This window comes from Stenotrophomonas sp. RG-453 (genome assembly GCF_033843685.1).
Lineage (GTDB): Bacteria > Pseudomonadota > Gammaproteobacteria > Xanthomonadales > Xanthomonadaceae > Stenotrophomonas > Stenotrophomonas bentonitica_A.
This window is the reverse complement of sequence record NZ_JAMYED010000006.1, coordinates 180,273-206,659: the sequence shown is the minus strand read 5'-3', so window position 1 is coordinate 206,659 and position 26,387 is coordinate 180,273. Positions and strand designations below refer to the sequence as shown.

24 protein-coding genes and 1 pseudogene are annotated in these 26,387 nt (G+C 67.1%); 11 read left to right on the top strand and 14 right to left on the bottom strand.

What is annotated here, in order from left to right; genetic code table 11:
- The gene (locus tag NJD74_RS13360; protein WP_019185256.1) at positions 1-264 is read right to left on the bottom strand and encodes an accessory factor UbiK family protein; all 264 of its coding nucleotides are present in this window, start codon (positions 262-264) and stop codon (positions 1-3) included.
- Between the two features lie 126 nt (positions 265-390).
- Between NJD74_RS13360 and NJD74_RS13355 the strand changes: the two genes are divergently transcribed.
- On the top strand, positions 391-729 hold the full coding sequence (locus NJD74_RS13355) for a P-II family nitrogen regulator (protein ID WP_070472404.1): 339 nt from the start codon (positions 391-393) through the stop codon (positions 727-729).
- A 30-nt stretch (positions 730-759) separates the two neighbouring features.
- On the opposite strand, the gene NJD74_RS13350 is transcribed toward NJD74_RS13355, so the two are convergent.
- Positions 760-1,413: an RIO1 family regulatory kinase/ATPase gene (locus tag NJD74_RS13350; RefSeq protein ID WP_070426140.1), complete on the bottom strand. Its 654-nt coding sequence runs from the start codon at positions 1,411-1,413 to the stop codon at positions 760-762.
- Between the two features lie 475 nt (positions 1,414-1,888).
- On the opposite strand from NJD74_RS13350, the gene NJD74_RS13345 reads away from it, so the two are divergent.
- Positions 1,889-2,794, top strand: coding sequence for an aspartyl/asparaginyl beta-hydroxylase domain-containing protein (locus tag NJD74_RS13345; protein WP_070472400.1), 906 nt, complete (start codon positions 1,889-1,891; stop codon positions 2,792-2,794).
- A gap of 138 nt (positions 2,795-2,932) precedes the next feature.
- On the opposite strand, the gene speE is transcribed toward NJD74_RS13345, so the two are convergent.
- On the bottom strand, positions 2,933-3,787 hold the full coding sequence (speE, locus tag NJD74_RS13340; RefSeq protein WP_319624325.1) for a polyamine aminopropyltransferase: 855 nt from the start codon (positions 3,785-3,787) through the stop codon (positions 2,933-2,935).
- 192 nt (positions 3,788-3,979) lie between these two features.
- Between speE and speA the strand changes: the two genes are divergently transcribed.
- Both speA and NJD74_RS13330 read left to right on the top strand, forming a co-directional pair.
- Positions 3,980-5,869: an arginine decarboxylase gene (gene speA, locus NJD74_RS13335; protein ID WP_070426138.1), complete on the top strand. Its 1,890-nt coding sequence runs from the start codon at positions 3,980-3,982 to the stop codon at positions 5,867-5,869.
- A gap of 94 nt (positions 5,870-5,963) precedes the next feature.
- Positions 5,964-6,281, top strand: coding sequence for a DUF6122 family protein (locus NJD74_RS13330; protein WP_070426137.1), 318 nt, complete (start codon positions 5,964-5,966; stop codon positions 6,279-6,281).
- A 146-nt stretch (positions 6,282-6,427) separates the two neighbouring features.
- Here NJD74_RS13330 and NJD74_RS13325 read toward each other — a convergent pair whose 3' ends face one another.
- Genes NJD74_RS13325 through NJD74_RS13315 form a run of 3 tightly spaced genes read right to left on the bottom strand, consistent with a single transcriptional unit; the run spans position 6,428 to position 8,669 of the window.
- Entirely contained in the window at positions 6,428-7,768 is a 1,341-nt protein-coding gene (locus NJD74_RS13325) for a sensor histidine kinase (RefSeq protein ID WP_102788632.1), read from the bottom strand.
- Positions 7,765-8,427: a response regulator transcription factor gene (locus NJD74_RS13320; protein ID WP_019185264.1), complete on the bottom strand. Its 663-nt coding sequence runs from the start codon at positions 8,425-8,427 to the stop codon at positions 7,765-7,767. Before NJD74_RS13320 ends, NJD74_RS13325 begins: the two co-directional genes overlap by 4 nt.
- On the bottom strand, positions 8,427-8,669 hold the full coding sequence (locus tag NJD74_RS13315; RefSeq protein ID WP_046273066.1) for a PepSY domain-containing protein: 243 nt from the start codon (positions 8,667-8,669) through the stop codon (positions 8,427-8,429). Before NJD74_RS13315 ends, NJD74_RS13320 begins: the two co-directional genes overlap by 1 nt.
- Positions 8,670-8,867: 198 nt before the next feature.
- On the opposite strand from NJD74_RS13315, the gene NJD74_RS13310 reads away from it, so the two are divergent.
- Positions 8,868-9,302, top strand: a complete 435-nt coding sequence (locus NJD74_RS13310; RefSeq protein WP_019185266.1) for a PepSY domain-containing protein — start codon at positions 8,868-8,870, stop codon at positions 9,300-9,302.
- Between the two features lie 78 nt (positions 9,303-9,380).
- Here NJD74_RS13310 and NJD74_RS13305 read toward each other — a convergent pair whose 3' ends face one another.
- The 3 genes from NJD74_RS13305 to NJD74_RS13295 form a co-directional block, all read right to left on the bottom strand.
- A complete protein-coding gene (locus tag NJD74_RS13305; protein ID WP_019185267.1) occupies positions 9,381-9,887 on the bottom strand; it encodes a hypothetical protein in 507 nt (168 codons plus the stop codon).
- Positions 9,888-9,985: 98 nt separating this feature from the next.
- Positions 9,986-11,197 carry an FAD-dependent oxidoreductase gene (locus NJD74_RS13300; RefSeq protein WP_319624324.1) on the bottom strand — a complete coding sequence of 404 codons (1,212 nt, stop codon included), beginning with the start codon at positions 11,195-11,197 and terminating at the stop codon, positions 9,986-9,988.
- A gap of 7 nt (positions 11,198-11,204) precedes the next feature.
- Entirely contained in the window at positions 11,205-11,699 is a 495-nt protein-coding gene (locus NJD74_RS13295) for a lipocalin family protein (RefSeq protein ID WP_046273045.1), read from the bottom strand.
- Between the two features lie 183 nt (positions 11,700-11,882).
- Here NJD74_RS13295 and NJD74_RS13290 point away from each other — a divergent pair, with 183 nt between their 5' ends.
- Both NJD74_RS13290 and NJD74_RS13285 read left to right on the top strand, forming a co-directional pair.
- The gene (locus tag NJD74_RS13290) at positions 11,883-12,131 is read left to right on the top strand and encodes a hypothetical protein (RefSeq protein WP_026070111.1); all 249 of its coding nucleotides are present in this window, start codon (positions 11,883-11,885) and stop codon (positions 12,129-12,131) included.
- Between the two features lie 117 nt (positions 12,132-12,248).
- Positions 12,249-14,663 (top strand): DUF3772 domain-containing protein, encoded by a 2,415-nt coding sequence (locus tag NJD74_RS13285; protein WP_319624323.1) that lies wholly within the window; start codon positions 12,249-12,251, stop codon positions 14,661-14,663.
- A 282-nt stretch (positions 14,664-14,945) separates the two neighbouring features.
- Here the strand turns inward: NJD74_RS13285 and NJD74_RS13280 are convergent, their stop codons facing one another.
- On the bottom strand, positions 14,946-17,048 hold the full coding sequence (locus tag NJD74_RS13280) for a phosphoglycerol transferase I (protein WP_319624322.1): 2,103 nt from the start codon (positions 17,046-17,048) through the stop codon (positions 14,946-14,948).
- 305 nt (positions 17,049-17,353) lie between these two features.
- Positions 17,354-19,009, bottom strand: a pseudogene (locus NJD74_RS13275) (AarF/UbiB family protein); the annotation flags it as partial.
- A gap of 166 nt (positions 19,010-19,175) precedes the next feature.
- On the opposite strand from NJD74_RS13275, the gene NJD74_RS13270 reads away from it, so the two are divergent.
- Positions 19,176-20,087, top strand: coding sequence for a DUF808 domain-containing protein (locus NJD74_RS13270; RefSeq protein WP_070472385.1), 912 nt, complete (start codon positions 19,176-19,178; stop codon positions 20,085-20,087).
- A gap of 12 nt (positions 20,088-20,099) precedes the next feature.
- Here the strand turns inward: NJD74_RS13270 and NJD74_RS13265 are convergent, their stop codons facing one another.
- The 3 genes from NJD74_RS13265 to NJD74_RS13255 are packed head-to-tail and all read right to left on the bottom strand — an operon-like array spanning position 20,100 to position 22,901.
- Entirely contained in the window at positions 20,100-20,759 is a 660-nt protein-coding gene (locus tag NJD74_RS13265; protein ID WP_070472381.1) for a hypothetical protein, read from the bottom strand.
- Positions 20,760-20,768: 9 nt separating this feature from the next.
- Positions 20,769-21,281 (bottom strand): sigma-70 family RNA polymerase sigma factor, encoded by a 513-nt coding sequence (locus NJD74_RS13260; protein ID WP_046273067.1) that lies wholly within the window; start codon positions 21,279-21,281, stop codon positions 20,769-20,771.
- 57 nt (positions 21,282-21,338) lie between these two features.
- Positions 21,339-22,901 carry a diguanylate cyclase gene (locus NJD74_RS13255; RefSeq protein WP_319624321.1) on the bottom strand — a complete coding sequence of 521 codons (1,563 nt, stop codon included), beginning with the start codon at positions 22,899-22,901 and terminating at the stop codon, positions 21,339-21,341.
- A 147-nt stretch (positions 22,902-23,048) separates the two neighbouring features.
- Between NJD74_RS13255 and NJD74_RS13250 the strand changes: the two genes are divergently transcribed.
- The 3 genes from NJD74_RS13250 (at position 23,049) to NJD74_RS13240 (ending at position 26,383) form a co-directional block, all read left to right on the top strand.
- Positions 23,049-23,687, top strand: a complete 639-nt coding sequence (locus NJD74_RS13250) for an NAD-dependent dehydratase (protein ID WP_070472375.1) — start codon at positions 23,049-23,051, stop codon at positions 23,685-23,687.
- Between the two features lie 71 nt (positions 23,688-23,758).
- The gene (locus NJD74_RS13245; RefSeq protein WP_019185279.1) at positions 23,759-24,637 is read left to right on the top strand and encodes a tryptophan 2,3-dioxygenase family protein; all 879 of its coding nucleotides are present in this window, start codon (positions 23,759-23,761) and stop codon (positions 24,635-24,637) included.
- A gap of 243 nt (positions 24,638-24,880) precedes the next feature.
- Positions 24,881-26,383 (top strand): peptide MFS transporter, encoded by a 1,503-nt coding sequence (locus tag NJD74_RS13240; protein ID WP_046273049.1) that lies wholly within the window; start codon positions 24,881-24,883, stop codon positions 26,381-26,383.
- The last annotated feature ends 4 nt before the right edge of the window (positions 26,384-26,387 follow it).

Below are 26,387 nucleotides of genomic sequence, written 5' to 3'. Positions count from 1 at the left end.
TTACTCGCGCGGCGCAGCCGATCCGCCACGTGCTTCCAGCTCGGCCACCGTCTTCTCCAGCGCCTCCAGCTTCTCGCGGGTGCGCAGCAGCACGGCGCGCTGCACGTCGAATTCCTCGCGGGTCACCAGGTCCAGCTTGCCCAGCCCAGCCTGCAGCGCGGTCTTGAAGGTGGCCTGCAGTTCTTCGCGCGACTGGCGCAGGCCCGGGGGGACCATGTCGCTCAGGCGGCGGGCGAGGTCATCGAGGTGGTTGAGGTCGATCATGCTGCGGCTCCGCGGGGTATGCGCCAAGGATAAGCCGCCACGCTGCCGGCGGCACGGACCGCGCGCATCGCGTTCACCGGCGGACAGGCGTTATCCTCGCAGCCTGAGAGACAGGAGTGCAGACGGATGAAGATGGTCATGGCGGTGGTCAAGCCCTTCAAGCTGGACGACGTGCGCGAAGCGCTGGCCGAGCGCGGCGTCACCGGGATCACGGTCACCGAGGTCAAGGGCTTCGGGCGGCAGAAAGGCCACACCGAGCTCTACCGCGGGGCGGAGTACGTGGTCGATTTCCTGCCCAAGGTGAAGATCGAAGTGGCCGTCGTCGACAACCAGGTCGAGGAGGTGGTGGAAGCCATCGTCAAAGCCGCCGGCACCGGCAAGATCGGCGACGGCAAGGTGTTCGTGTACGACCTGGGCAGCGTGGTGCGCATCCGCACCGGTGAGCTGGACGCCGACGCGCTGTAACGCGCGCCGGCATTCCCAGGCCGCCCGCTGTCAGGCGTGGCCCTTGAACCAGCGGTAGAAGCGCTTCCAGGCCACGCGCACGCCGGCCACCCAGCGCGGGTCGGCCACCTGGGCCGCCTCGGAGGCGCTGGGGCGCTCGCCGGTCAGGCGCTGGCGCATCTTCAGCAGATTCTTCATGTCGCTGCGGCGCAGCTGGCGCGAGACCGGGTGCACCGGCAGCCAGCGCGGGCTGCGCCAGGCCGAGGTGAAATCCACCAGCACCGGCACGCCACCGCTGACCATCACGTTGGTGCCATGCAGATCGTTGTGGGTGATGCCGGCGGCATGCAGGCGGGTGAGCGCGTACTGCAGCTGCTCGAAGACCTCGATGCCGACCGACTGGGCCGCGCTCAGGGTCTGGCCGGGAATGAACTCCATGCCCAGGGCGAGGCCACCGATGGTGCCGAGCAGGGCCGGCGCGTGCTTCCAGCCGCTCAGGCGCTGCAGGATGCGCGCCTCGCGGCGGACCAAGAGGCGGGCGATCGGCGACAGCGGGGTGCCGCGATAGCGGGTGTAATCCTTGACCACGGCCGGCTGGCCATTGAGGCAGGTCCGGTAGACGTCGGGTTCCAGGAGGCGTTCGCCGCGCTTGAGCAGCTCGGCGGGGGCGGTGTCATCGACACACGAGGCAACAATTGTGTTCATAGGGGTCTGTGCGACCCGGCGGTCGGCGCAATGCGTCAGGCGTACCGGTGCTGCTTATGGTGGGAACTAAAGATTTCGTTAATTTTAGTACTCGCCAGTACACGAATCCAGATGATGTCGGAGAAATGTCGTCGCCCGGCGTGGAACAGTTCGTCACGCTGAAGCGGACAATCTTGTATCGTTTGGAATAATTTCGTTCTATATCAGCGGGTTGCCAGCGATCACCGGGGAGTGCGGGGCAGGCAACGCTTCCGTGCGTCCAACGCAGCAGGCGGTTGCATGGGTCACCCGGCGCTGAACATCGCCCAGCCTGTGCTTGACCGCGACGCAGGCGCTGCGGACCATATGCTGTTGTTCGCGACATCGGCGGCCGCCCCTCTCCGGCACGTCCCCGCCCTCTGCCGCCGTATCGGTGCCGGTCACTTCCGTGCATCGCCCCCACCATTTCGGGTCCGGCTGTGCCGGAGGAAGACTGATGATCAAGATCGTGCTGGCAGGGCTGTTCATCGCCTGCGTGCTGTACATCCATTACCGCGGCAAGGTGCGCGCGCGCTGGTCGCGCCAGCTGCTGGACCACTCAAGCTTCATGGCCCCGATCAACGTGATCATGTATGCGTTCTCGAAGGTGCCGACCACGCCCTTCCTGGACCCGGGCAAGGAATTCCCGCAGCTCGAGCCGCTGCGCCAGAACTGGCAGATGATCCGCGACGAAGCGCTGGCCCTGCGCGACGCGGACAAGATCGCTGCGTCCAGCACGTTCAACGATGCCGGCTTCAACTCGTTCTTCCGTCGCGGCTGGAAGCGCTTCTATCTGAAGTGGTACGGCCCCTCGCACCCCTCGGCCAAGGCGCTGTGCCCGAAGACCACCGCGCTGCTGGAATCGCTGCCGGACGTGCGTGCGGCGATGTTCGCCCAGCTGCCCTCGGGCAGCGAACTGCGCCCGCACCGCGATCCCTTCGCCGGCTCGCTGCGTCTGCACCTGGGCCTGGCCACGCCGAACGACGATGGCTGCTACATCGTGGTGGATGGCATCAAGAAGAGCTGGCGTGATGGCGAGTGGATGATGTTCGATGAGACCTACATCCACCACGCGCACAACGAGACGCCGGACGACCGCGTGATCCTGTTCTGCGACATCGCCCGCCCGCTGCGCTTCGGCCTGCCGGGCCTGTTCAACCGCGCGGTGGCGTCCACGCTGCTGGCCGGTGGCGCCTCGCCAAACCTGCCGGGTGACCCGACCGGTGGCGTTAACAAGGCCTTCGGCAGCGTCTACAAGGTGCGGCTGAAGGCCAAGGCGCTGCGCGAGCGCAGCGTGGTGGCCTACCAGGTGATCAAGTGGGGCCTGGTGGTGGCGGTGATTGCTGGGATCTGGGCGATCTGAGGCCTTGGGGTTCAGGGGGTTGCCGGCCAGCGGCCGGCACTACCCGGTGACGGAACAACAAAAAACCCGCGCTGCTGCCAGCGCGGGTTTCTTGTTGGCGAACCGGTAGGTGCCGACCGTTGGTCGGCACGCCTTCGATCAGCCCTTCAGGGCCGCTGCCACGAACGGCGGGGTCACGAGCACGCCGGTGTGCAGGGCGGCGGTGTAGTACAGCGTCTCGAACGACTTGCCAGCCGAATCGGCCTGGCGGAAGTCGAAGCTGCTCTCGCCCTTGCGGGCCAGGGTCACGCTCCACCAGCCGGTCGGGTAGCACGGCTGCGGGAACGGCAGGGTCTTGAACGAACCGAAGCCGGCCTTGCCCATCTCGGTGCGCATTTCGTTGATCAGGTCCAGCTGCATCAGCGGCGATTCGGACTGCTGCACCAGGATGCCGTCGTCCTTCAGGGCCTTGAAGCAGCTCTCGTAGAAGGCCTTGTTGAACAGGCCTTCGCCCGGGCCGACCGGGTCGGTGGAATCGACGATCACCACGTCCACGCTGCCGGCCGGGCAGTTGGCCATGTAGGCCACGCCGTCGTCGAACATCAGCTCGGCGCGCGGGTCGTCGTTGGAATCGCACAGTTCCGGGAAGTGCTTGCGCGCCATCACCGTCACCTGCTCGTCGATGTCGCACTGGGTCACGCTCTCCACGCCCTTGTGCTTGAGCACTTCGCGCAGGGTGCCGCAGTCGCCGCCGCCGATGATCACCACGCGCTTGGGCGCGGCGTGGGTGAACAGTACCGGGTGGCTGATCATCTCGTGATAGAAGAAGTTGTCCTTGCTGGTCAACATGATGGCGCCATCGATGGTCATCAGGTTGCCCCAGTCGGTGGTCGCGAAGATCTCGATCTTCTGGAACGGCGACTGCACTTCATCCAGCTTGCCGGTCAGGCGGTAGCCGATGGCCGAGCCGGTGCGCTCGAAGTGTTCGATGTACCAGTTGTTGTTGTCAGTCATGGAGAAGCAGTCCTGTTCGGAAGGGTGGTGGAGCCGGGCTGGCGGCGGTGCCGCGTGGCGCAAGCCACGTCCGGACGGGTTGGCCCGTTCAGGTTTCAAGCCTGAGCACGGGCGCGGGCGCGCATGATAACGGAGCTGTCGCCACATAGGCGTTATCATGCACCCCCTTTTTTACCAACCAGGCCCACTGAAATGACCGATTGGTCCCTCGACCAAGCCCGCAAGACCTACTCGATTCCGCATTGGGCGGATGGTTACTTCGACGTGGATCAGGCAGGACACATGGTGGTGAGACCGACTGGCCAGGACGGCCCGGTGGTGTCCTTGCCCAAGATCGTGGACGCCGCCCGCGAGGCCGGCGCCAAGCTGCCGCTGCTGGTGCGCTTCCCGGACATCCTGGGCCAGCGCCTGGGCAAGCTGCAGGCCGCGTTCGCGCAGGCCCAGGCCGATTGGGAGTACCCGGGCGGCTACACCGCCGTGTACCCGATCAAGGTCAACCAGCACCGCGGCGTGGCCGGCACCCTGGCCAGCCACCACGGCGAGGGCTTCGGCCTGGAAGCGGGCAGCAAGCCCGAGCTGATGGCCGTGCTGGCGCTGTCGCGCCCGGGTGGCCTGATCGTCTGCAACGGCTACAAGGACCGCGAGTACATCCGCCTGGCCCTGATCGGCCGCAAGCTGGGCCTGCAGACCTTCATCGTCATCGAGAAGCCCTCCGAGCTGAAGCTGGTGCTGGAGGAATCCAAGGCGCTGGACGTGAAGCCGGGCCTCGGCGTGCGCATGCGCCTGGCCTCGCTGGGCGCGGGCAAGTGGCAGAACAGCGGCGGCGACAAGGCCAAGTTCGGCCTCTCGCCGCGCCAGCTGCTGGACCTGTGGAAGTCGCTGCGCGATACCGAATACGCCGACTGCCTGAGCCTGCTGCATTTCCACATGGGCTCGCAGATCTCCAACGTGCGCGACATCGCCAACGGCATGCGCGAAGCCACCCGCTATTTCGTGGAACTGTCGCGCCTGGGCGCGAAGATCACCCACGTGGACGTCGGCGGTGGCCTGGGCGTGGATTACGAAGGCACCCGCTCGCGCAGCTTCTGCTCGATCAACTACGGCCTGAACTCCTACGCCAGCAACATCGTGCAGCCGCTGGCCAATGCCTGCGAAGAACACGGCCTGACCCCGCCGCGGATCGTCACCGAGTGCGGCCGCGCGATGACTGCGCACCACGCGGTGCTGATCGCCAACGTTTCCGAAGTGGAAGAGGCGCAGGAAGGGCGCGTGCCGGACCAGCACGACGACGAGCCGGCGGCGATCCGCCACCTGCGCGAAATCCACGCCGAGCTCGACGAGCGCCCGGCGGTGGAGCTGTTCCAGGAAGCGCAGCATTTCCATGCCGAAGGCCTTGCCAGCTATGCCCTGGGCCAGATCGACCTGCCGCAGCGCGCCCGCATCGATGACCTGTTCTACGCCATCGCCCATGCCGTGCGTGCCCGCCTGAGCTATGACGAGAAGAGCCATCGCCCGGCGCTGGACGAGTTGAACGAACGCCTGGTGGACAAGTACTTCGTCAACTTCAGCGTGTTCGAATCGATTCCCGATGCGTGGGCGATCGACCAGGTGTTCCCGATCGTGCCGATCGAGCGCCTGAACGAGCAGCCCGAGCGCCGCGGCATCATCGCGGACATGACCTGCGATTCGGACGGCATGGTGAAAACCTATGTCGAGAACGAGAGCCTGGACACCTCGCTGCCGCTGCATGCGCTGAAGTCGGGCGAAAGCTACCGCATCGCGTTCTTCATGGTCGGTGCGTACCAGGAAATCCTGGGCGACATCCACAATCTGTTCGGCGACACGGATGCGGTGGAAGTGCTGGCCGATGCCGATGGCTACGCGATTACCCAGCAGCGCCGCGGTGACACCACCGATGTGATGCTCGACTACGTGGGCTACAGCCTGGCCGATCTGCGGGCGAGCTATGCCGAGCGCGTGGCGGCGGCGAAGCTCTCGCCCGAGCGCGCGCAGGAACTGTCCGAGGCACTGGAGGCCGGCCTGACCGGCTACACCTACCTGTCCGACGAGCCGCTGACGTAAGCCAGCGTTTACGGGTAACGGCCTTCGGGCCGCACCCGGCTGTCCGTAACGCCGGGCATTGCCCGGCGGTCTTTGCAAGGCACCCGACACCGGCATGAGCGCGCGCGCGATCTTTCATCTGTTCCTGCATGCGGCCGTCCCCGCGCTGCTGGCGTGGATGTTCTGGCGCAAGCGCTTCCTGTCCGCCTGGGTGCTGATGCTGCTGGGCTGGATCATCGATCTGGACCACCTGCTGGCCGATCCGATCTACGCCCCGAACCGCTGCAGCATCGGGTTCCATCCACTGCACACCGCCCCGGCGATCGCGGTGTATGCGGGGCTGTGCGTACCGAAGAAGACGCGCCTGTTCGGGATCGGACTGATCATCCACATCGTGCTGGATGCCATTGATTGCTGGTGGATGCGCGCATGACAGGCAGGGGGGCGCCGTGGAGAAGAACGCGTCGCCACGCGCCCGACTCCGACCGGTGTTCGTAGCAGGTGCTCTAATGCTGGCAAGCTGGCGCGCACCTGGGCGCGTTGGGGTGTTCGCGAAAAGCAGCCGACCAACGGTCGGCTCTACCCGGTGGCTGCTCCGCCTGCCGGCAACGTCACCGTCGCCTGCAACCCCGGCGTGTCATTGGCCAGGACCAGCGTGCCACCGTAGCTCTCGGCGATGTCGGCCACGATCGACAATCCCAGCCCGCTGCCCGACGCGCGCTCATCCAGCCGCACGCCGCGTTCCAGCACGCGCTCCAGCTGCGCTGGCGGGAGTCCCGGGCCATCATCGGCCACGGTGATGCGTAGCTGCTTGCTGTCCCGTGCCACGTCCACCCGCACCGCCTGCGCGGCCCACTTGCCGGCATTGTCGAGCAGGTTGCCGAGCATCTCTTCCAGGTCCTCGCGCGCACCGGCGAACACGGCGGCATCCTCGCTGTCGCACGTGAAACGCAGCCCGCGCGCGGCATGTACGCGCTGCATCAGCCCGCACAGCGCGCTCACCACCGGCGCCACCGGCGTGCGCTGCTGGCTGTCCGCGCCCAGGCCTGCAGCGAGGTAACGATCGATGCTGGCCTGCATGCGCGCGGTCTCGCTGCGCAGGGTCTGGCGCCAGTCGCTGCCATCCCCCTCGGCTTCGGTGATGAGCACGGTCAGCGGTGTCTTCAGCGCATGCGCGAGGTCTTCGGCGCTGCGGCGGGCGCGCACCACCATGCGCTGGTGGTGATCGAGCAGCGCATTGAGCTGGCCGGCCAGCGGCGCGACTTCCTTGACCAGGCCCTGCTGCGGGAAGCGCACGTTCTCGCCGTTGCGGACCTGTCCGGCGATGCGGCCCAGTTCGGCCAGCGGCCGCAGCCCGTAATGCACCTGGGTGACCAGTACGGCGAACCACAGTGCGATCAGCACGGCCAGGGCCAGTGCGGTGCGCTGCCGGAAACTGGCAACCTGGGCATCCAGCTGGCTGCGGTCGGTGGCGACCATGACGATCACCGGTGCGGCGGCGCGCGGCAGGGTCACCTGCTGGGCCAGCACGCGCAGTGATTGCTTCAACGGGCCGGTGGCATCGAAGGCCTGCGCCGGCCCCGGGTGCAGCGCGGTCGGGGCGGCCAGCGCGTCATCCCACAGCGAGCGCGATTGCCCAAGCGGGCGGCCCTGCGCGTCCAGCACCTGCCAGTAGTCGCCGGAGAACACGCGCCGGTAGCGCTCGTCGGCCAGGGTGTCGCGCCAGTGCAGCTGCCCGTTGGCATCGCTCTCGGCCAGTGCCAGCACCGCGATCAGGTCGTTGCCCAGGCGCTCGTCCATCGCGGTGCGTGCCGAGCGCTCGAACATCGCGCCCAGCCACCAGGTGGCCAGCGCGGAGACCAGTACCAGGCCCAGGCCACCGGCCACCAGCAGGCGGGTGCGCAGCGAGCCGGTGGTCATGGCGTCGCCGAGAGGCGGAAGCCCTGCCCGCGGTGGGTGTGGATCAACGCGCTGCCCAGCTTGCGGCGGATCCGCCCGATCAGCACGTCCAGCGTGTTGGAGTCCGGATCGAAGCCGTCCTCGTAGACGTTCTCGCCCAGCCGCGCGCGGCTCAGCACGGTATCGGGGTGATGCATGAAGTAACTGAGGATGCGGTGTTCCTGCGCGCTGAGCGCAAGCGGCGCACCGTCCAGCTCGAAGCGGCCGGCATTGACGTCCAGCACCAGTGGGCCGCACTGCAGGCGCGGATGCGCATGACCGGCGCTGCGGCGGATCAGGGCGCGCAGGCGCAGCAGTAGCTCTTCGGGCTGGAACGGCTTGGTCAGATAATCATCGGCGCCGGCATCGAAGCCGGCCAGTTTGTCGTGCCAGCGGGCGCGGGCGGTCAGTACCAGCACCGGGAAGTCCCGGCCCGCCTGGCGCCAGCGCTCGATCACGCTCAGCCCGTCCAGGCCCGGCAGGCCCAGATCGACCACGGCCGCGGCGATGTCTTCGATCTGGCCCTGGTACTCGGCGTCCCGGCCCTCCGCACTGTGGATGACCACGTAGCCGGCGTCTTCCAGCAGCGTCTGCAGGCGGCGGGCGAGCAGGGCGTCATCTTCGGCAAGCAGCACGCGCATCAGTCTTTTTCCATTTTCAGCAGGCGGCCGGTGGCCGCATCGTAGTCCAGCTCCATCACCACGCCGTCCGGGCCGAGGATCTCGACCTCGTAGGTGTCCTCATCCAGCTCCACTTCGATGAGCTTGCCGGGATAGCGCCGCAGTGCATCGGCCACCACCTGTTCCAGCGGGACGAAACGGCCCTGCCGGACCGCCTGGCGCACGCTGTCCTGCTGGCGGCTGCCACCGTCGAGCACCCGCATCGGGTCCTGCGGGGCCAGGGTCAACAGCAGGGGCAGCATCAGGGACAGGGCGGACATGCGGGCACGCAGGGCAAAGGGCAGGCCACCGGTATACCGGGGATGTCTAAACAGTATCTAACAGTGCCCCTCATGGTCCGGTTAGGCGTGGTGGCCAGACTGGCGGTGCCGGAATGGACCGGCGCCCCCTCAAGGATTCCCATGAAGACGATGATTGCCGCTACCACCCTGGCCGCCGCCCTGTTCGCCACCCCGGCCTTCGCCGCCAACCTGTCCGCCGCCCAGGTGCAGGCCAGGCTCAGCGCGGCCGGCTACACCCAGGTGCACGAACTGGAGCACGATGATGGCGTGTGGGAGGCGGATGTGACCCGCAAGGACGGCACCGTCGATGAAGTGATCATCGATGACACCAAGGGTGAGATCTTCGACCCGCGCGATGGCCGCGCGCTGCTGGATGCCGGGCAGATCCTGGCGCTGGCCGGCAAGGCCGGGCTGACGCAGATCGAGTCGCTCGAGCGCGATGGCGCCACCTGGACGCTGGATGCACGCAATGCCCGCAACCAGCGCGTGGAAGTACGCATGAGCGGTCACGATGGCCGCGTACTGGCCAGCAAGCGCGATGGCTGGTGGGACTGATCCCGCGTCACGGCGCACGGATGCACGAACGGCCGCGTTGCCCCGGCCGTCCGCGTGAGTGTCCCACCGCTGCAGCGCTTACCAGCGCGCCGGGTAATCCCAGTAGCCGGGCCCACGGCCGTAGCCGCCGTAGCCATCGAAACCGTCATAGCCGTACGGGCCGAAGAAGCCCGGGCCCTTGCCTTCGCTCACCCGGATGTTGACGTTGACGTTGCGCGTATTGCCTTCGTCGGACGTGTAGTTCTTGCTCAGGTTGAGCTCGGCGGCGTTGTAATGGGTGTTGCCGAAATTCTTCGCGTAGCCGATGCCGGTGGTGACGCTGCCGTTGACCCGCAGTTTGTCGTCGGTCACGTGGGCGATGCCGTTGGCGGCCCGGTCGGTGGAGCGCCGGCCGGTGCGGTCGCCGTAGAAGGTGCCGGGCGGATCGCCGCGCAGGGACTGGTCGCTCAGGTACTGCAGCGGGGCGTCGGGGATGCTCAGGTCCAGCCCGGTGGCGGACTGCGGGCCGGTGGCGCCTGCGGCAGACTGGGCCAGCGCCACACCGGGCAGGGACAGGCACAGCAGCAGGGGAAGCAGGCGGATCATGAGAGGCTCCGGAGCAGACAGGCGGGACGGCCGACAGCGCTGACGCTAGCAGCCGTAGTTTGAATGATGCCTGTCATGGCGTGCGTTGCAAGGGGAACTCAGCCCAGGCGCTCAAATCCGAACAGCTCGGCCAGCGGATGCCGGCGGCGCTCGATCCGCGACCGCAGCAGCCCGGCGCCGATCATGGAGTAGGTGATGCCGTTGCCGCCGTAGGCCATCGCGAACAGCACCCGCGGCCCCCACTGTGGGTGTGGACCGAAGAAGGGCAGGCCATCGTGGGTCTCGGCGAAGGTGCCGCCCCAGGAGAAGGCCGGCTGCAGCGGCAGGTGCGGAAACAGCTTGGCGGTCTTCTTGAGCAGCTTGCCGGTCTTGCTCTCCACACGCCGGTCGCGCCGCGCCGGGAGATCGATGGCGTCGTCTTCGCCGCCGATCAGCAGCCGGTTTTCGCCGGTACTGCGCAGGTAGAGGTAGGGGCGCGCCGATTCCCAGGCCATCGTTTCACGCAGCGGACCGAGCAGATCCGGGTGGATCGGGTCGGTGATGAAGGCGTAGCTGCTGCGGTTGCGGGCCACCGAGGGCTTCAACCAGCGCTGTCCGGCATAGCCGGTGGCCAGCACCACATGCCGGGCCCGGATGCGTGCACCGCCCAGGGTGGTGGCGGTGACGCCACGCGCGGTGGGGGTGAGCGTGTCGAGCACGGTGCGGTCGTAGACCCCGCAGCCACGCTTGTGCAGCCGCATCAGCAGGCGGTAGGTCAGCCGGTACGGATCGATGCGTGCGGCGAGCGCGCTGAGGATCGCCCCCGGCGCGCGGATGCCGTACTTGTCCGCGACGCTGTCGCTGTCCAGCCAGCGCACGTCGAAACCATGCTTGGCACGCAGCGCGCATTCTTCGGCCAGTACGGCCTGATGCCCACGCTTGCTCGCGTAGTAGAGGCTGGCCATGCGATGGCAATCCACATCGCGGAACGGCGCGGCCACCTCGCAGATGGCCGGAATGGCATCGGCACACGCCTGGTAGGCCCGTACGGCAGCCTCCTCGCCGTAGCGCTGGGCCAGGTCGATCAGGTGGGTGTCGATCTCATACTGCAGCAGCGCGGTGCTGGCCGCCGTGCTGCCCCAGCCGATATCGCGCTGTTCGATCAGCGCCACGTCATGGCCGTGCGCGCACAGCTCGTCGGCGATCAGCGCACCGCTGATACCGCCACCGACCACCAGCACCTCGCAGTTCAGATCGTTTTCCAGCGGTGGAAACGCATGCATCAGGCCGTTGCGCACGGCCCAGAACGGGTAACCGCTCTTCAGATCCATTGCGGCCTCAGGCGGTGGGATGGCCGGTATGCGGGGTCTGGATCAGCTCGGACAGGTCGAAGCCCTGCAGCCGCGCCTGCGCCAGATAATGCTCCTGCGTGGTGCGATCGAGCGTGGGGGTACGTGAGAGCAGCCACAGGTACTTGCGGTCCGGGCTGCCGACCAGCGAGACACTGTAGTCCGGGGCGATCTGGATCACCCAGTAGTCGCCCTTGGTGAAGGGCAGCCAGCGCAGGCCCTTCGGCAGGAAGCTGACCTCCAGCCGCGCGGTGTCGTTATCGACCGGGCAGGCCTCACCGTCGGCTTCCTCGATCTCGTTGCCCATGCGGCAGCGGTTGACCACGGCGACATGGCCATTGTCCTTCAGGCTGTAATGCGCGGACACATCGGTGCAGCCTTCCGGCTCGTGCTTCATGGGCAGGCGGGCGATCTCGTACCAGGTGCCCAGGTAACGCGGCAGCTTGAGGTCGGGAACGGTCTTCAGGTCGGGATGTGTGGTCATGGGCAACGGCTGGTGGGAATGCGATCCCACGATGCCGGGCCTGCTGCCACGGCCGGGTGAAGCCGAGGCGAGTACGGCGTCGAGAACGCTGCGTTGTCGATGCGTCATGCTCCGGCCGCGTGGGCGGCGCTATGCTGGGCAGGGGCGCCATGAGCGCTTCTTTCAACAGCGATGGAGATGCGGATGTACCAGGTGATTCTGCTCAAGAGCGAAACCGGCTTTGCCCGCCAGCAGCGGGAGACCGCCGACGACGTGCTCGACCATGAGGGCGTGACCTATACCCTGCGTGCCGGGCCGCGGCAGCCGCTGCCGACCGATCATGCCTGGGACGAGATCGCGGTCTACGCGCCGGAGGAGATCACCGAAGAAGAGTTCCAGGACTGGTACGCGCGCCTGCAGCCGCAGGTCGAAGAGCTCCGCCTGAAGTACTGAGGGCCGCATACCTGTTCTGAACGGGGCCCGGTTTATAGTCGCGGGCAGGCGCGGTGGTCCGCGCGAACCGTTGGTGCTGGCGTGTCGCTTCGTCATTCTTCGTTTGTGGTGCGGTCGTTGTCGTGGCTGCTGTTGTTCGCCTGGCTCGGCGCCGCGCCGATCGCGCTGGCCCAGGCCGGCGACCCGGATCCGGACCCTGCCAAGCAGTTGACCCAGGCCGAAAAAACCTTCCGGTCGATCAATGACGACCTGGAGGATGCGGCCACCACCGAGACCCTCAAGGCGCTGTCCGACCGCGCGCTGGCCGTCCAGCGCGATGCGGACGGCCTGCAGAGTGCACTGGACCCGCAGCTCAAGCAGGTGGACGCGCGCCTGTCGCAGCTGGGCGAGGTGGCCGAAGGTACCGTCGAGCCACCGGAGGTCAGCCGGCAGCGCAAGGCGCTGAACCAGCAGAAGGCCGATATCAACGCGCAGATCGCCCGCGCCAAGCTGCTTTCGGTGGACGCCAGGCAGCTCGGCGAGCGGATCGAGAAGATGCGGGTCACCCAGTTCAGCGAACAGCTGACCCGCAAGGTCGCCTCGCCGTTGTCGCCGGCGCTGTGGCGCAGCTTCGCCAAGGATGTGCCGGGCGATGTGGATCGCTTGGCGATCCTGTACCACATGGGCGTGGACGCCGCGCGCAAGGCGATCGCCCGGCACGGCTGGACCGCGCCGCTGATCGGCCTGGGCGTGGCCCTGGTGATGTTCTTCCCCCTGCGGCTGTGGCTGCGCGCGCTGGGCCGGCGCTTCGCTGCCTCCGAGCGCGCACCGGATGGCCGCCTGCGTCGCTCCGGGCTGGCGGTGTGGCTGCTGCTGGTCGGCACCCTGCTGCCCGGCCTGGCGGCGGTGGCACTGGTCGAGTCACTGGATGCGATCGGCGCGATCCCGCCGCGCCTGCAGTCGGTGGCCCAGACCTTCGAAGTGGCCACCTTCGTGGCCGCCTTCATCGCTGCGCTCAGTGCCTGCCTGCTGGTGCCCAAGCGGCCGTCGTGGCGGCTGCTGTCGCTGGATGACAGCGCGGCCTGGCGCCTGCGCAAGTACGCCTGGGGCGCGGCCGGCCTGACCTGGCTGAGCATCATGCTGGTCGCCCTGGACCGCGCGGCACGTACCAGCGAAGTCACCACGGTGGCCGTGGATGGGCTGATCGCGCTCACGTACATGGCGTTGATCATCGCGATCCTGGTTTCGCTGGCGCGCATGCACAACCGCCAGGCGGCTGAAGCTGCCGAAGCCGAAGCACGTGCCGATCCCCGCGCTGGTGGCGATGGCAAGGTACGCGGCGCGCCCCGCCGCAGCGGCTGGATCGTGCTCGCGCGCCTGGCCGGCCACATCGCCGTGGCAGCGGCGGTGATCGCCACGCTGCTGGGCTATCTCAACTTCGCGCTGTTCGTGGCCCAGCAGCTGGTCTGGGGCGCGGTGGTGCTGATGGCCGTCTCGCTGCTGCTCAAATTCGCCGATGACCTGGCCACCTGGGCGCTCGCGCCCAGCAGCCGTGCCGGGCAGACCATCGTATTGACCACCGGGCTCAGCGAATCGCGGGTGGAGCAGGCCGGCGTGCTGCTCTCGGCGGTGCTGCGCGTGGGCGTGATCGTGCTCGGCCTGCTGGCGCTGGCCGCACCGTTCGGCAACCTCAACGCCTTCCTCGGGGGATTGGATTCGCTGTCCGGCGGGCTGAAGATCGGCGAGACCACGCTCCGACCGAGCAGCGTGATGTACGCGGTGCTGGTGTTCCTGGTGGTCTGGGCGGTGATGCAGGCGTTCCAGCGCTGGCTGAGCGACACCTACCTGCCGAAAACCGAACTGGATGCCGGTGCACGCAACTCGATCAGCACCGTCACCCGCTATCTCGGCATCATCGCCGCAGTGCTGTGGGGCCTGACCGCGCTGGGCATCGGCTTCGAGAAGCTGGCCCTGGTGGTCAGTGCGCTGTCGGTGGGTATCGGCTTCGGCCTGCAGGCGATCACCCAGAACTTCGTCTCGGGCTTGATCCTGCTGGCCGAGCGGCCGGTCAAGATAGGCGACTGGGTCAAGCTGGGCGACCAGGAAGGGGATATCAAGCGGATCAGCGTGCGTTCGACCGAGATCCAGGTCGGCGACAAATCCACCTTGATCGTGCCCAACTCCGAGCTGATCACCAAGACCATCCGCAACATGACGATGGGCAACGCGCAGGGCCGGATCCAGATCCAGTTCTCGGTGCCGTTGAACACCGACGTGGCCGCGCTGCGGCAGATCCTGCTGGATGCATACACCGATCACCCGGGCGTGCTGAGTGACCCGGCACCGTCGGTGTTCATCGATTCGATCGCCAATGGGCAGATCGCGATCAACAGTTTCGCCTACGTCTCGGGTCCGCGTGCGGTGTACGGCGCACGCAGCGAGCTGTATTTCACGATGCTGCAGAAGTTTGCCGCCGCCGGGATCGCGTTGTCCGCACCGACGGATATCCATCTGGTACGTGACCCGGCGGCAACGCCGGACCCCGACGCATAACAAGGCCGGTAGGTACCGGCCGTTGGCGGGCAGCGTCCTGATCCGGGTAGTGCCGCGATCCAGGTAGTGCCGGCCGCTGGCCGGCAGCGCGCTGATAGAGGTAGCACCGGCCGGCAGCGCCCTGATCCAGGTAGTGCCGGCCGCTGGCCGGCAGCTGCACGATGCAGAGAGAACCGGGAGCCGGCCAGCGGCCGGCACTACCGATACGACCAGCAGACCTGCTAAGGACAGCGGACCCGATACGAACGACGGACCGCCCCCATGCCCGGCGGGAGGGCCGGATCAGCCGCGGTTGCCGCGGCGCGACGGCACCAGCGCGAAGGTATCCACGGCCAGCTTCTCGGCGTGGTTCAACCAGGCGCGCACTTCCAGATCATCCACCTCGTGGTCCAGGCCGAAGCTCAGGTTTATGCGGCCTTCTGCATCGGGCTGCACCCACTGCTGGGCCACCACCACCTTGCGCTGCGAGGAGACGGCTTCGATCCAGAAGCCACGGTCCGGCGACTGCTTGGTCACCAGCTGCACCATGTACTGCCCGGCGCGGGTGCGGCGGCCCTTCTGCGTGATCATGTGCGCCTGGCGGATGCTCGGGCGCGGGCCGTTGAACGGATCCAGCGGGCCATCCACCGCCACGCCACCGCGCAGCTGGTCATCGCGGAAGAGCTTGATGCCCTTGTCCTGGTTGACCAGCATCGCGCACCAGTCGCCATCGGCCGAGCCATCCTCGAACGCAGTGCAGCGATCCACGTAGGCCAGCGTATTGGATGGGTCGGCCAGATCGAACTGCTTGGACGTGTTCTCCAGATACACCGACTTCAGATCCCAATGCTTGTCGTACTCCAGCAGCACCGGCGGCTGCACGTGCTGCAGGCCGATCACCACCTGGTTGTCGTCATCGATGCGCAGCTGGCGGGTCTTGTCGCCCAGCCACAGCGAGCGCGAGAACGCGAGGTAGCGCGGGTAGTCCTTGCCGTTGTCGCGGAACACCGCGGCGCTGGCACTGTCCGAATGCTCCGGATGCAGCAGCGAGCGGCCGAAGCCGATCGAATCGATGGCCGGGTCGATCAGGCTCAGCAGCGTGGCGCCCGAGTCCAGCGTCGAGCCGGCCGGCGCGGTCAGCTGGCGCGGGGCGATGTCCTTGCCCAGGAACAGCAACAGGTTCTCGCGATCCTGCTTGGCCAGGATGTGGCTGAGATCGTTGGGCATGGCCAGGTGATCGGAGGCGATCACGATCAACGTGTCTTCGCCGTACGGACTGGCCTGGATACGATCGACCAGTTTGGCGATCAGCCCGTCGGTGCACTTGAGTGCGTTGAGCATGCCGATGTTGCCGTGCTCGCTCTGGTAACGGGTGCCTTTGCAGGCCACGGGGAGGTGACCGGCGGGATGATGGGTGTCCATGGTCAGCGTGGTGAGCATGAACGGCTCGCCCTTGCGCGAGAGCTGCACGAAGCGGTCGTACGCCTTGTCCAGCAGCACATCATCATGCACGCCCCACGGCGAGAAATGCGCGCGCGTGATCTTCTGCTTCTTGAACCAGGCCAGATCATCCACGGTATCGAAGCCGTGCGTGGCCAGGAACTGGCCCTTGCCCGCGAATTGGCCGTTGGCGCCGCCCAGATAGTGGTTGGTGTAGCCCTGCTGCTTGAGGTAATCGCCGAGGCAGACCGCTTCGGGCAGGAAGCTGCCCATGCGCCCCATGCTGTTCTCATCTTCCTTGGCGGTGGTCAACGGCACGCCGCACATCGAGGAGACCAGGCCGGCGATGGTCCAGCCACCGCCTTCGGCCGAGACCAGCCCGCGCACGTCCAGCGACTGCGCGGCCAGCCGGTTGATGTTGGGCATCAGGTCGGGGAAGGTGGTTTCATTGAGATAGGTGCGTTCCAGGCTTTCGCCGTAGATCCACACGATGTTGCGCGGCTTGGTCAGCGGCTGCTGCGGCACGCGGTACTCGGCCTTGACCATGCTGTAGTCGACCGGGCGCATCTGCTGGTACAGGCGCTGGCCATCGCTGTACAGCGGGCTGACCACGATCGCGACGAACCACATCGCCAGGAAGCCGGCGAAGACTGCCTTGCCGTGTTCGGGTCGGTGCCGGCGACGCAGGCGTGCCAGCAGCAAGGGGGTGAGCGATACCAGCGCCAGTGCGATGAAGCCGGCGATGTAGTACTTGAAGTCGGCGATGCCGGCGCCTTCCATGTCCGCGCCAAGGTGGTACAGGGTGGCGGCATTGAGGCCATCACCGGACAACTTGTTGATCAACCACCACGCACTGAGGGTCAGCAGCAGCAATGACATCAGGCTTGCCTTCCACCACACCCACTTGTCAGATGCGAGGAACAGCCAGGTGAGCAGCAACAGTGACAGCAGCAGGATCCAGAGCATAAGCACTTTTGGCAGTGGAGACAGGTGGTGATGGACGTCATGACGACGTATGTCCCATCCGACCGGCTGTCCCAACCACACATGCATGACAAGCCGATGACCCGATCATGCCTGCACGAACCTGACTGAAATGTTTGTTGAAAACGACAGCGGGATTCACGCATCGCATTGCGGGATGCGACGTAAAACAGGCGTGAAGACGTACGCACGATGCTGCGTTGCATCGCGCGTTACGCGGTGTGTTTTCCCGGTTGTCTGGTGAGCTTTCCCGGTTGTCTGAATGCGTGACGCGCGTGGTGAGCGCGTCAACGATGCCCGCGTTCTTCCTTGGAGCGCGCACGACGATCGAAGATCAGCGCACTGAGGATGATGCCCAATCCGAGAAAAACACCGATCAACATCAAGGTGAACGCGATGGCGGGATAGCCGAACAGATGCCATCCGGTATCGACCTTCATCATCATCGCGGCGGCCAGTATCAGCGCCGCGGTGACGATGCCGGCAGAGACGCGGTTGGCTATCTTCTGCAGGTTCTCCATCAGGCGGGATTCTTCCAGCCCGGTGACCTTCATCTGCAGGCGGTTCTCGGCCAACAGCGCGAGGATGTCGGTCATCTTGCGTGGCCCGTCGCGCAGCAACTGCTGCATCTCCATCGCCTCGCTGGCGAGGTTGGCGGCCGACAGCGATTTCTTCAGGCGCGCGCGCATCACGTGCTGCAGCTGTTTCTCCACGATGCGCCGGGTATCCAGGTCCGGCGACAGCAGCCGGCACACGGTTTCCAGATTCAACAGCGCCTTGCCCAGCAGGCTCAGCTCCGGCGGGGTGCGCAGGCCGCTGGCGGTGGCAATGCGCACCAGGTCCAGCACCACGCGGCCTTCGGAGAAGCTGCTGTTGGCGGCATAGCGCGCGATGATCTGCCCGGTCTCGCGCAGATAGCGTTCTTCATCGAAGAACTCCAGCCGCGTGCTGATGCCGATGATTTCATCGGCGACTTCCTCACCGCGCCCATCCACCGCGGCGAACAACAGTTTGAGCAGGCGCTCGCGCAGGCGCGGCGGCATGTGCGCGACCATGCCCAGGTCGAAGATCGCCAGGCGACCGGCCGGGGTGACGCGCAGATTGCCGGGATGCGGATCGGCGTGGATCTCGCCATGCACGAAGATCTGGTCGACATAGCCGCGGATCAGCGCGGCAGCGAGCGGAGCCATCGGCTGCTCGGTACGGCGCACATCGGGGATCATGTCCACGCGCACGCCCTGCGCCAGCTCCATGGTCAGCACGCGGTGGCTGCAGTAGTCCCAGATCGGCTGTGGCACCCACAGCGGCTTGAACGGCTTGAGATGCTGGCCGAAGCGCTGCAGGTTCTCGGCCTCGGCCTGGTAGTCCAGCTCCTGCATGAGGGTCTTGGCGAATTCATTGAGCCAGTCGCGCAGGCGCACGCGGCGTCCGACCTGGGTGAGATGGTCGGCGGCCAGCGCAAAGCTGCGCAGCACGTCCAGATCCGAGCGCAGCTGGGCGGCGACCTCCGGCTTCTGCACCTTGACCGCCACCTGGCGGCCATCGTGAAGCTCGGCGCGGTGCACCTGGGCGATCGAGGCGCAGCCCAGTGGCACCGGGTCGAAGCTGGCAAACAGCTTGGACACCGACGCGCCCAGTTCCTTTTCGATGATCGCCGCGACGCGCTCGACCGGGATCGGCGCAACGTTCTCCTGCATGCGCTCCAGGGCCGTGGCGAACTCCACCGGCACCATGTCCGGGCGGGTGGAGAGCATCTGGCCCAGCTTGACGAAGGTCGGCCCCAGCGATTCCAGGTCGGTGACGAACTGTTCCGGGTTTCCTTCCGGTGGCACATCGTGGACCGCGCCTGCGTCCAGGTTCATGCCGGAAAATACGCCGGAATTACGGTAGCGCAACAGCAGGCGCAGGATCTGGCTGCGGCGGTTCATGCCCTTGACCAGCGACGGCGAACCGGGAAGGACGGGCGTGGTGTTCAAGCAGGACTCCGGGGCGACGATCACCAGCAGTGTGGCCGGGCGGCAGTGGTGGACTGGTGAATCCGCTCCGGCTACCGCGACAGGGGTCGGATCGGTCAGAATCGGCGCTCCCGCTTCCTCCTTTGGATCCACCATGGCCGGTGCCAGTCTGTTCGCGTTGCTCGATGACATTGCGTCCCTGCTGGACGATGTGTCGGTGCTGACCAAGGTCGCGGCCAAGAAAACCGCCGGCGTGCTCGGCGACGACCTCGCGCTGAACGCCCAGCAGGTGACCGGGGTCAGTGCCAACCGCGAGCTGCCGGTGGTCTGGGCCGTCGCCAAGGGCTCGCTGGTCAACAAGGCGATCCTGGTGCCGGCCGCGCTGGCGATCAGCGCCTGGCTGCCCTGGGCGATCACCCCGCTGATGATGATCGGCGGCGCGTTCCTCTGCTACGAGGGCGTGGAGAAGCTGGCGCACCGCTTCCTGCATTCGCGCGACGAGGATGAGCAGCGCAAGGCCGAGCGGGCCAAGGCCCTGGCCGACGAGAAGGTGGACATGGTCGCGTGGGAGAAGGACAAGGTGAAGGGCGCGATCCGCACCGATTTCATTCTGTCGGCGGAGATCATCGTGCTGTCGCTGGGCGTGGTCTCCAGTGCACCGTTCCTCAACCAGGTCAGCGCGCTGGTGGTGATCGCCCTGGCGATGACGGTGTTCGTCTACGGTCTGGTCGCCGGCATCGTCAAGCTGGACGACCTGGGCCTGTACCTGTCGCGCAAGGGCGCGGCGCTGGCCGCAGTGGGCCGGGGCCTGCTGGTGGCTGCACCGTGGCTGATGAAGTTCCTCTCGGTGGCCGGCACCGCGGCGATGTTCCTGGTCGGCGGCGGCATCCTGGTGCACAGCATCGAACCGCTGCACCACGCCATCCTGGAGATGGGCGGTGACGGCAGCTGGGGCTGGTTGATCAATGCGCTGGGCAACGTGATCGTCGGCGTGGTGATCGGTGCGGTGGTGCTGGCGGCGGTGACCGGGTTCCAGAAGCTGCGCGGGTCCAAGCCCGCGCACTGACGGCCGGCCGGTTCAGGTCGGCGTCCAGCCGCTCAGGGCGTCCAGCTCGGCGCGGGCGCGGGCCAGCCGGCGCCCGGACAGCGCGTCGATTGCGCGCTGCAGCCACGGCGACGCCGGTGCGTGCTGCACCCAGCGGCGGGCAAGGAGCACCGCGGCCAGCATGGCCAGCGCCCCCGCCGCCAGCGAGGCCAGCAGCCACGGTGCGGCCAAGGCCCCCAGGTCCACACCCCAGGCCTGCCAGGCCACCAGGACCGGCACCGCCAGCCACAGCCAGCACCACGGCAGGCCGAGCAGCAGCTCGGTCAATGCGGTGTGCCGGGCAAGCGCGGCCAGCTGCTGCGATTGCTCCACCACCGTGTGTGTCGGCTCCAGCTGCCGGCGGCGATGCAGGCGGGTGATGCTGGCGATGATCACCGCGATGCAATAGGCGTGCAGCGCCATCGCGCTGAGCATCACCGCCAGCGGCGGTTGCTGCCACCACTGGCTCCCGCAGTACACCGCCAATGCCAGCCAGGCCACCAGCTGCAGCCTCTGCCAGAGGCTGAAGAGCCCGAGTTGGCGCTGCACCGCCCGGTGCCGATGGCTGCGCCATGCCTCCAGCGCGAAGGTCTCCTGCGTATCCGCGTGCTGGCTGGTGCTGTTCCACAGCTGCTTGAGGTCATCCGGTTGCATGGTGGGCTCTCAGTCGGTGGGATTCAGGCGCGTGCGCAGCTGCTGGCGCAGGCGGTGCAGGCGGGTAGAGACATTGGCGACGCTGATGCCCAGCACTTCAGCGATCTGCCGATGGTCGTGATCGTCCAGGTGCAGCAGCATCAGCGCACGATCCAGCGGCGGCAGCGCGTGGATGGCGACCTCCAGCTGGTGCAGCGCGTGACGCTGCTCGGGCGGCGCGCTTTCGTCGGCGGCGGGCAGGTCGTCGTCCAGCGCGGCGTGGTGGCGCTGCCGATGCTGCTGCCGGCGCCATTGCGAGATCGCCACGTTGAGCGCCACCCGGTACAGCCAGGTCGAGAAACGCGCCCGCGCCGGGTCGAACGCCTCGAAGGCCGCCCAGGCCTGCACGCTGATCTCCTGGACCAGATCCAGCCGGTCCTCGTGCTGCGGGCAATAGCCGCGCGCCACCTTCAGCACGATGCCGCGGTGCTGCTCCAGCAGCGCGGCGAAGCGCGGGCGCAGATCGGTGTCGGTGGCGGGCAGTGTCATGTCCATACCCGGATGATTCGCGCCGCTGCGCCGAATATCACAGGCGCAGGCTCAGCGCGGCGGCTCGGCCGCCAGTACCCGGTTCTTGCCGACCCGCTTGGCCGCATACAGCGACGCATCGGCGCGCCGCAGCAGCGCCTCGGCCGGCTCGCCCGGTTGCCACTGCGCCAGCCCGGCACTGAAATGCACCGGCACGCGCTGTTCGTCCAGCGGCAGCGGCCGCTGTGCCAATGAGCGCTGCAGCCGCAGCAGGGTGGACATGCTGTCGGCCGCCGGGGTTTCCGGCAACAGCAGGACGAACTCGTCGCCACCGAGCCGGGCGATGGCATCGCTGCTGCGCAGGTGCAGCTGGCAGACGCTCACCAGGTGGCGGAGTACCGCATCGCCACCGGCATGGCCGTGCAGGGTGTTGGTCTGGTGGAAATCGTCCAGGTCGAGCAGCGCCAGCGCCAGTGGATGGCCGTGGCGTGCGGCGCGCGCCAGCTCGCGCTCCAGCAGCTCGTCCAGACCGCGCCGGTTGAGCGCACCAGTCAGCGGGTCGGTACGGATCAACCCGGACACCTCGCGCAGCTCCTGCTCCAGTTCGGCGATGCGCTGTTCGGCCTGTTCCACTTCGCGGCGTGCATTGCCCAGGTGGTCGCGCGCCTGCAGCGCCTGGTCCTGCACGCGCCCGGTGTCCTGCAGCACATCCTGCAGCAGCTGGTTGAGGTCGGCGATGCTGCGCGCTTCCTTCAGGGCCAGCGCGTAGCTGCTGATCCGGTCGTGGTACTCGCCGGTGCTCACCGCCATGCCGTCCAGGCGCTCGATGAAGCCACCCATGACGTTCTTCATCGCCGCCTTGGATTCAACGATGCCCTGCTTGAGCAGCCCCTGCTTGTAGATCACCTCGCGCAGGTTGGCGCGCGCCTGTTCGACCGAATCGCGATCCAGCGGGCCGCCGATCAGCGAACGCACCGCATGGACCTGGCCGTGCAGCCAACTGCTGTCATCCAGCAGCTCGCTGATGTTGTCCAACAGCAGATCGAACAGACTCAGCAGCAGCTCCTGCTGCTCCTGCCAGCCGTCGCTGCGCACGCCGATCTGGTGCGAGAGCTCGCGCAGCCGCTGTTCGATCGGCTGCAGCGGCTGGCCAGGATGCCAGTGGCGCAGTTCACCGGCCAGCTGCACCGGCTCCTCGCGCAGCTCGGGCATGTTCTGCAGCAGGCTGGCCACGGTCACCCCGACGGTGTGCCGCAGCAGCTCGCGCAGGCGCAGGCTGTCAGGCTGGCCGTCGGGCGTTTCCTGCTCGATGGTGCGGATGTACTTGTCGATCAGCTGGCGCATCGCGCGGCCATAGCTCACCCAGTCCGCGCTGCGCTGCGCCGACTGCAGGCGCAGGCCCATGTCGCCCAGCTCGCCGGGCAGGGTGGACATGCCATTGGCGAACGCAGCCAGCAGCGGCTCGGGCGCATTGATGCCGGCGAACAGCCGCTGCAGCATCGCGCTGCTGCCGCCTTTGGGCCCGGGCGCCGGCTCGCTGGCGGTCTCCACCCCGGTGCCCACGCTCTGTCGCCGCGACAGCAGCCGCCCGACGGCGGTGCCGGGGCGGGGGGAAGCGTCGTGCGGGTCCGTCATGCGGCAGGTCCTTGGCAGTGACCGGCGAGGTGCGCCGGGGCGAGGGGAGGTGGCAACAGTATCGGCGCGGGGCACGCCGGCTTGAACGCGGGGCCCGCTACGCCCGATATGCCACGATGGTAGGCAATCTGACCGCAGGAGCGTGCGATGAAGGTGATGCTGGTAGGCGCGACCGGACTGGTCGGGGGCCATGTGCTGCGGCAACTGCTGGATGACCCGCGTTGCGATGCGGTGATCGCCCCGACCCGCCGCGCGCTGAAGACCACGGATGCAGCGCTGCTCAACCCGGTGGTGGACTTCGCGCAGCTGCCGGCCGGGGCCGACTGGTGGGCGGTGGATGCCGTGATCTGTGCGCTTGGCACCACGATCAAACAGGCCGGCAGCCAGGAGGCCTTCGCACGGGTCGACCATGATTTCCCGCTGGCCGTGGCGCGGCTGGCGCGTGCCCACGGTGCGCATGCCTTCGCATTGAACTCGGCGATGGGCGCCGACCCGGGCTCGCGGATCTTCTACAACCAGGTCAAAGGACGGTTGGAGCAGGACCTGCGGGCGCTGGGCTACCCCTCGCTGACCCTGGTCCGGCCCGGGCTGATCGGCGGTGAGCGTGCCGAACGGCGTACCGGCGAGCATCTGGCCAGCGTGGTGCTCGGCGTGCTCGGCCCGGTGCTGCCGCGCGCCTGGCGGATCAATCCGGCCGGGAACATCGCCGCCGCGCTGGTCGAGGCGGCGTTGGTGCCCACGCCCGGCGTCAGGATCGTGGGTTCGGCCGACCTGGCGGAGCGGTGAGCCGCTGACGGCCGGATGCGCGGCGACCCGGTCACTGCGCTACCCTTTCAGCCCCTTTAGCGGTCCCTGCCATGTCCGTCGACAAGAACCAACGCGATCTCGAAGCCGGTATCCACACCGATCTGGAGGGGCGGCTGACCTACGGCGGCTACCTGCGCCTGGACCAGCTGCTGTCGGCCCAGCAGCCGCTGTCCAACCCGCCGCACCACGACGAAATGCTGTTCATCATCCAGCACCAGACCTCCGAGCTGTGGCTGAAACTGCTGGCGCACGAACTGCGCGCGGCGATCGGGTTCCTGCAGCGCGACGAGGTCTGGCAGTGCCGCAAGGTGCTGGCGCGCAGCAAGCAGGTGCTGCGCCAGCTGACCGAGCAGTGGTCGGTGCTGGAAACGCTGACGCCTTCGGAGTACATGGGCTTCCGCGATGTGCTGGGCCCGTCCTCGGGCTTCCAGTCGCTGCAGTACCGTTACATCGAGTTCCTGCTGGGCAACAAGAACGCGCAGATGCTGCAGGTGTTCTCGCACGACCCGGCCGGCCAGGCCCAGCTGCAGGAGGTGCTTGATGCCCCCAGCCTGTATGAGGAGTTCCTGCGCTACCTGGCCCGCTTCGGCCACCCGGTCCCGGCCGGCTACCAGGGCCGCGACTGGCAGCAGCCGCACGTGGCCGACGACGCCCTGCACCCGGTGTTCGAGCGGATCTACCAGAATACCGACCGCTTCTGGCGGGAGTATTCGCTGTGCGAGGACCTCGTCGATCTGGAGACCGCCTTCCAGCTGTGGCGCTTCCGCCACATGCGCACGGTGATGCGGGTGATCGGGTTCAAGCGCGGTACCGGCGGCTCCAGCGGGGTCGGCTTCCTGCGCCAGGCGCTGGAGCTGACCTTCTTCCCGGAGCTGTTCCAGGTGCGCACCACGATCCGCAACGACGACCCGATGCCGCCGGACGCCTGATCGGACATCGGCCGCAATAAGCCTATTCATATTTACCTGCCCCATCCGCCGTAGGGTGCGGCAGGCCCCGCCGTTGCTGCGCTGCCGGTCTCTGGCCGGAAGTTGCAGATGCAAGTTCAGCGACCATGCTGCCAGCGGTACACATCAGCGTGTATTTGACGTGAACGTGGTTGGTCTGGGATTCTCCCGCGCTGCTTTCGCACATCGGACGTGCATGTCTTCCACCGAACCCAGGAATCCCGCATGAGCGTAGACGCCGCCGCGAAATCCGTTCCCGATCCGGCGCTGCCGGAGTTCAAGACCACGCTGGGCCATCCGCGCCCGTTGTGGATGCTGTTCATGACCGAATTCTGGGAACGCTTTGCGTTCTACGGGATCCGCTGGGCCCTGGTGCTGTACATCGTCGCGCAGTTCTTCGACGGTGATTCGGCCGGCCAGGCCGCGGCCAGCCGGACCTACGGCGCCTACCTGGCGCTGGTCTACGCCGCCGCCATCTTCGGTGGCTACGTCGCCGACCGGGTGCTGGGCTACCAGCGTTCCATCCTGACCGGCGCGGTGATCATGGCTGCCGGCCTGTTCATGGTCGCGATGCCCAACAAGGAAATCTTCGAGCTGGGCCTGGCCACGATCATCATCGGCAACGGCCTGTTCAAGCCCAACATCTCGACCATGGTCGGCAAGCTGTACGGCCTGAAGGATGAGCGCCGCGACTCGGGCTTCACCATCTTCTACATGGGCATCAACATCGGCGCGATGATCGCCCCGGTGCTGACCCAGTACCTGGCCGAGCGCGTGTTCGGCACGCAGGCGATGCCGTCCTACAAGATGGTCTTCATCGCCTCGGGCATTGGCATGCTGATCAGCCTGGCCTGGTTCTACGTCGGCCGTGCCGGCCTGAAGGGCATTGGCGCCCCGCCGGCCGGTGCCGAAGGCTACGGCCGCATCGTGATGGTGTTCATCGGCGCGATCGTGGCGATCCCGGTGGCCTTCTTCCTGCTCTCCACCGGCGCCACCGCGCTGGCGTGGATCCTGGGTGTGATGTTCATCGCCCTGGCGATCCTGCTGCTGGTCGAAGGCATCCGCGAAGGCAAGGTCCAGCGTGACCGCGTGATCGCGATGCTGATCATCTTCACCTTCAACGTGATGTTCTGGATGTTCTTCGAACAGGCCGGCAGCTCGTTCACCTTCCTGGCCGACAACATCGTCAACCGCAACCTGGGCGGCTGGGAATTCCCGACCGCCTGGTTCCAGTCGGTCAACTCGGTGGCGATCATCACCCTGGCCCCGATCATTGCCTGGATCTGGATCAAGCTGGGCCGCGCCAACCCGTCCATCCCGCGCAAGTTCGGCCTGGGCCTGCTGTTCAACGGCGCGGCGTTCGCGCTGCTGATGGTGGCGCTGTCGAGCATGGTCGTGGACGGCAAGATTCCGTTCTGGACGCTGTTCATGGTCTACGTCATCCAGTCCATCGGTGAGCTGTGCCTGTCGCCGATCGGTCTGTCGATGGTGACCAAGCTGGCCCCGGTGCGCCTGGTCGGCTTCGGCATGGGCGGCTGGTTCCTGTCCACCGGCATCGGCAACAACATGTCCGGCATCTTCGCCGGCGTGGTCAGCGGCGAAGGCGGCATGACCGTGGAATCGGCCCTGAAGGGTTACACCTTCGGCTTCTGGGCGTTGATCATTTCCGGCGTGGTGCTGTTCCTGGTCGCCCCGCTGATCAACAAGCTGATGCACGGCGTCAAGTGAGGAC

Bases quoted from the DNA above. Each gene is read 5' to 3' on its own strand.
- NJD74_RS13270 (WP_070472385.1), top strand. From the start codon at position 19,176: ATGGCCGGTGCCAGTCTGTTCGCGTTGCTCGATGACATTGCGTCCCTG.
- NJD74_RS13325 (WP_102788632.1), bottom strand. From the start codon at position 7,768: ATGACCACCGGCTCGCTGCGCACCCGCCTGCTGGTGGCCGGTGGCCTG.
- NJD74_RS13255 (WP_319624321.1), bottom strand. From the start codon at position 22,901: ATGACGGACCCGCACGACGCTTCCCCCCGCCCCGGCACCGCCGTCGGG.
- NJD74_RS13300 (WP_319624324.1), bottom strand. From the start codon at position 11,197: ATGGATCTGAAGAGCGGTTACCCGTTCTGGGCCGTGCGCAACGGCCTG.
- NJD74_RS13240 (WP_046273049.1), top strand. From the start codon at position 24,881: ATGAGCGTAGACGCCGCCGCGAAATCCGTTCCCGATCCGGCGCTGCCG.
- NJD74_RS13280 (WP_319624322.1), bottom strand. From the start codon at position 17,048: ATGCTCTGGATCCTGCTGCTGTCACTGTTGCTGCTCACCTGGCTGTTC.
- NJD74_RS13245 (WP_019185279.1), top strand. From the start codon at position 23,759: ATGTCCGTCGACAAGAACCAACGCGATCTCGAAGCCGGTATCCACACC.
- NJD74_RS13305 (WP_019185267.1), bottom strand. From the start codon at position 9,887: ATGATCCGCCTGCTTCCCCTGCTGCTGTGCCTGTCCCTGCCCGGTGTG.
- NJD74_RS13350 (WP_070426140.1), bottom strand. From the start codon at position 1,413: ATGAACACAATTGTTGCCTCGTGTGTCGATGACACCGCCCCCGCCGAG.
- NJD74_RS13345 (WP_070472400.1), top strand. From the start codon at position 1,889: ATGATCAAGATCGTGCTGGCAGGGCTGTTCATCGCCTGCGTGCTGTAC.
- NJD74_RS13330 (WP_070426137.1), top strand. From the start codon at position 5,964: ATGAGCGCGCGCGCGATCTTTCATCTGTTCCTGCATGCGGCCGTCCCC.
- NJD74_RS13265 (WP_070472381.1), bottom strand. From the start codon at position 20,759: ATGCAACCGGATGACCTCAAGCAGCTGTGGAACAGCACCAGCCAGCAC.
- speE (WP_319624325.1), bottom strand. From the start codon at position 3,787: ATGACTGACAACAACAACTGGTACATCGAACACTTCGAGCGCACCGGC.
- NJD74_RS13295 (WP_046273045.1), bottom strand. From the start codon at position 11,699: ATGACCACACATCCCGACCTGAAGACCGTTCCCGACCTCAAGCTGCCG.
- NJD74_RS13250 (WP_070472375.1), top strand. From the start codon at position 23,049: ATGAAGGTGATGCTGGTAGGCGCGACCGGACTGGTCGGGGGCCATGTG.
- NJD74_RS13290 (WP_026070111.1), top strand. From the start codon at position 11,883: ATGTACCAGGTGATTCTGCTCAAGAGCGAAACCGGCTTTGCCCGCCAG.
- NJD74_RS13355 (WP_070472404.1), top strand. From the start codon at position 391: ATGAAGATGGTCATGGCGGTGGTCAAGCCCTTCAAGCTGGACGACGTG.
- NJD74_RS13320 (WP_019185264.1), bottom strand. From the start codon at position 8,427: ATGCGCGTGCTGCTTGCCGAAGATGACGCCCTGCTCGCCCGCCGCCTG.
- NJD74_RS13310 (WP_019185266.1), top strand. From the start codon at position 8,868: ATGAAGACGATGATTGCCGCTACCACCCTGGCCGCCGCCCTGTTCGCC.
- NJD74_RS13360 (WP_019185256.1), bottom strand. From the start codon at position 264: ATGATCGACCTCAACCACCTCGATGACCTCGCCCGCCGCCTGAGCGAC.
- NJD74_RS13315 (WP_046273066.1), bottom strand. From the start codon at position 8,669: ATGCGGGTGCTCGACGGTGGCAGCCGCCAGCAGGACAGCGTGCGCCAG.
- speA (WP_070426138.1), top strand. From the start codon at position 3,980: ATGACCGATTGGTCCCTCGACCAAGCCCGCAAGACCTACTCGATTCCG.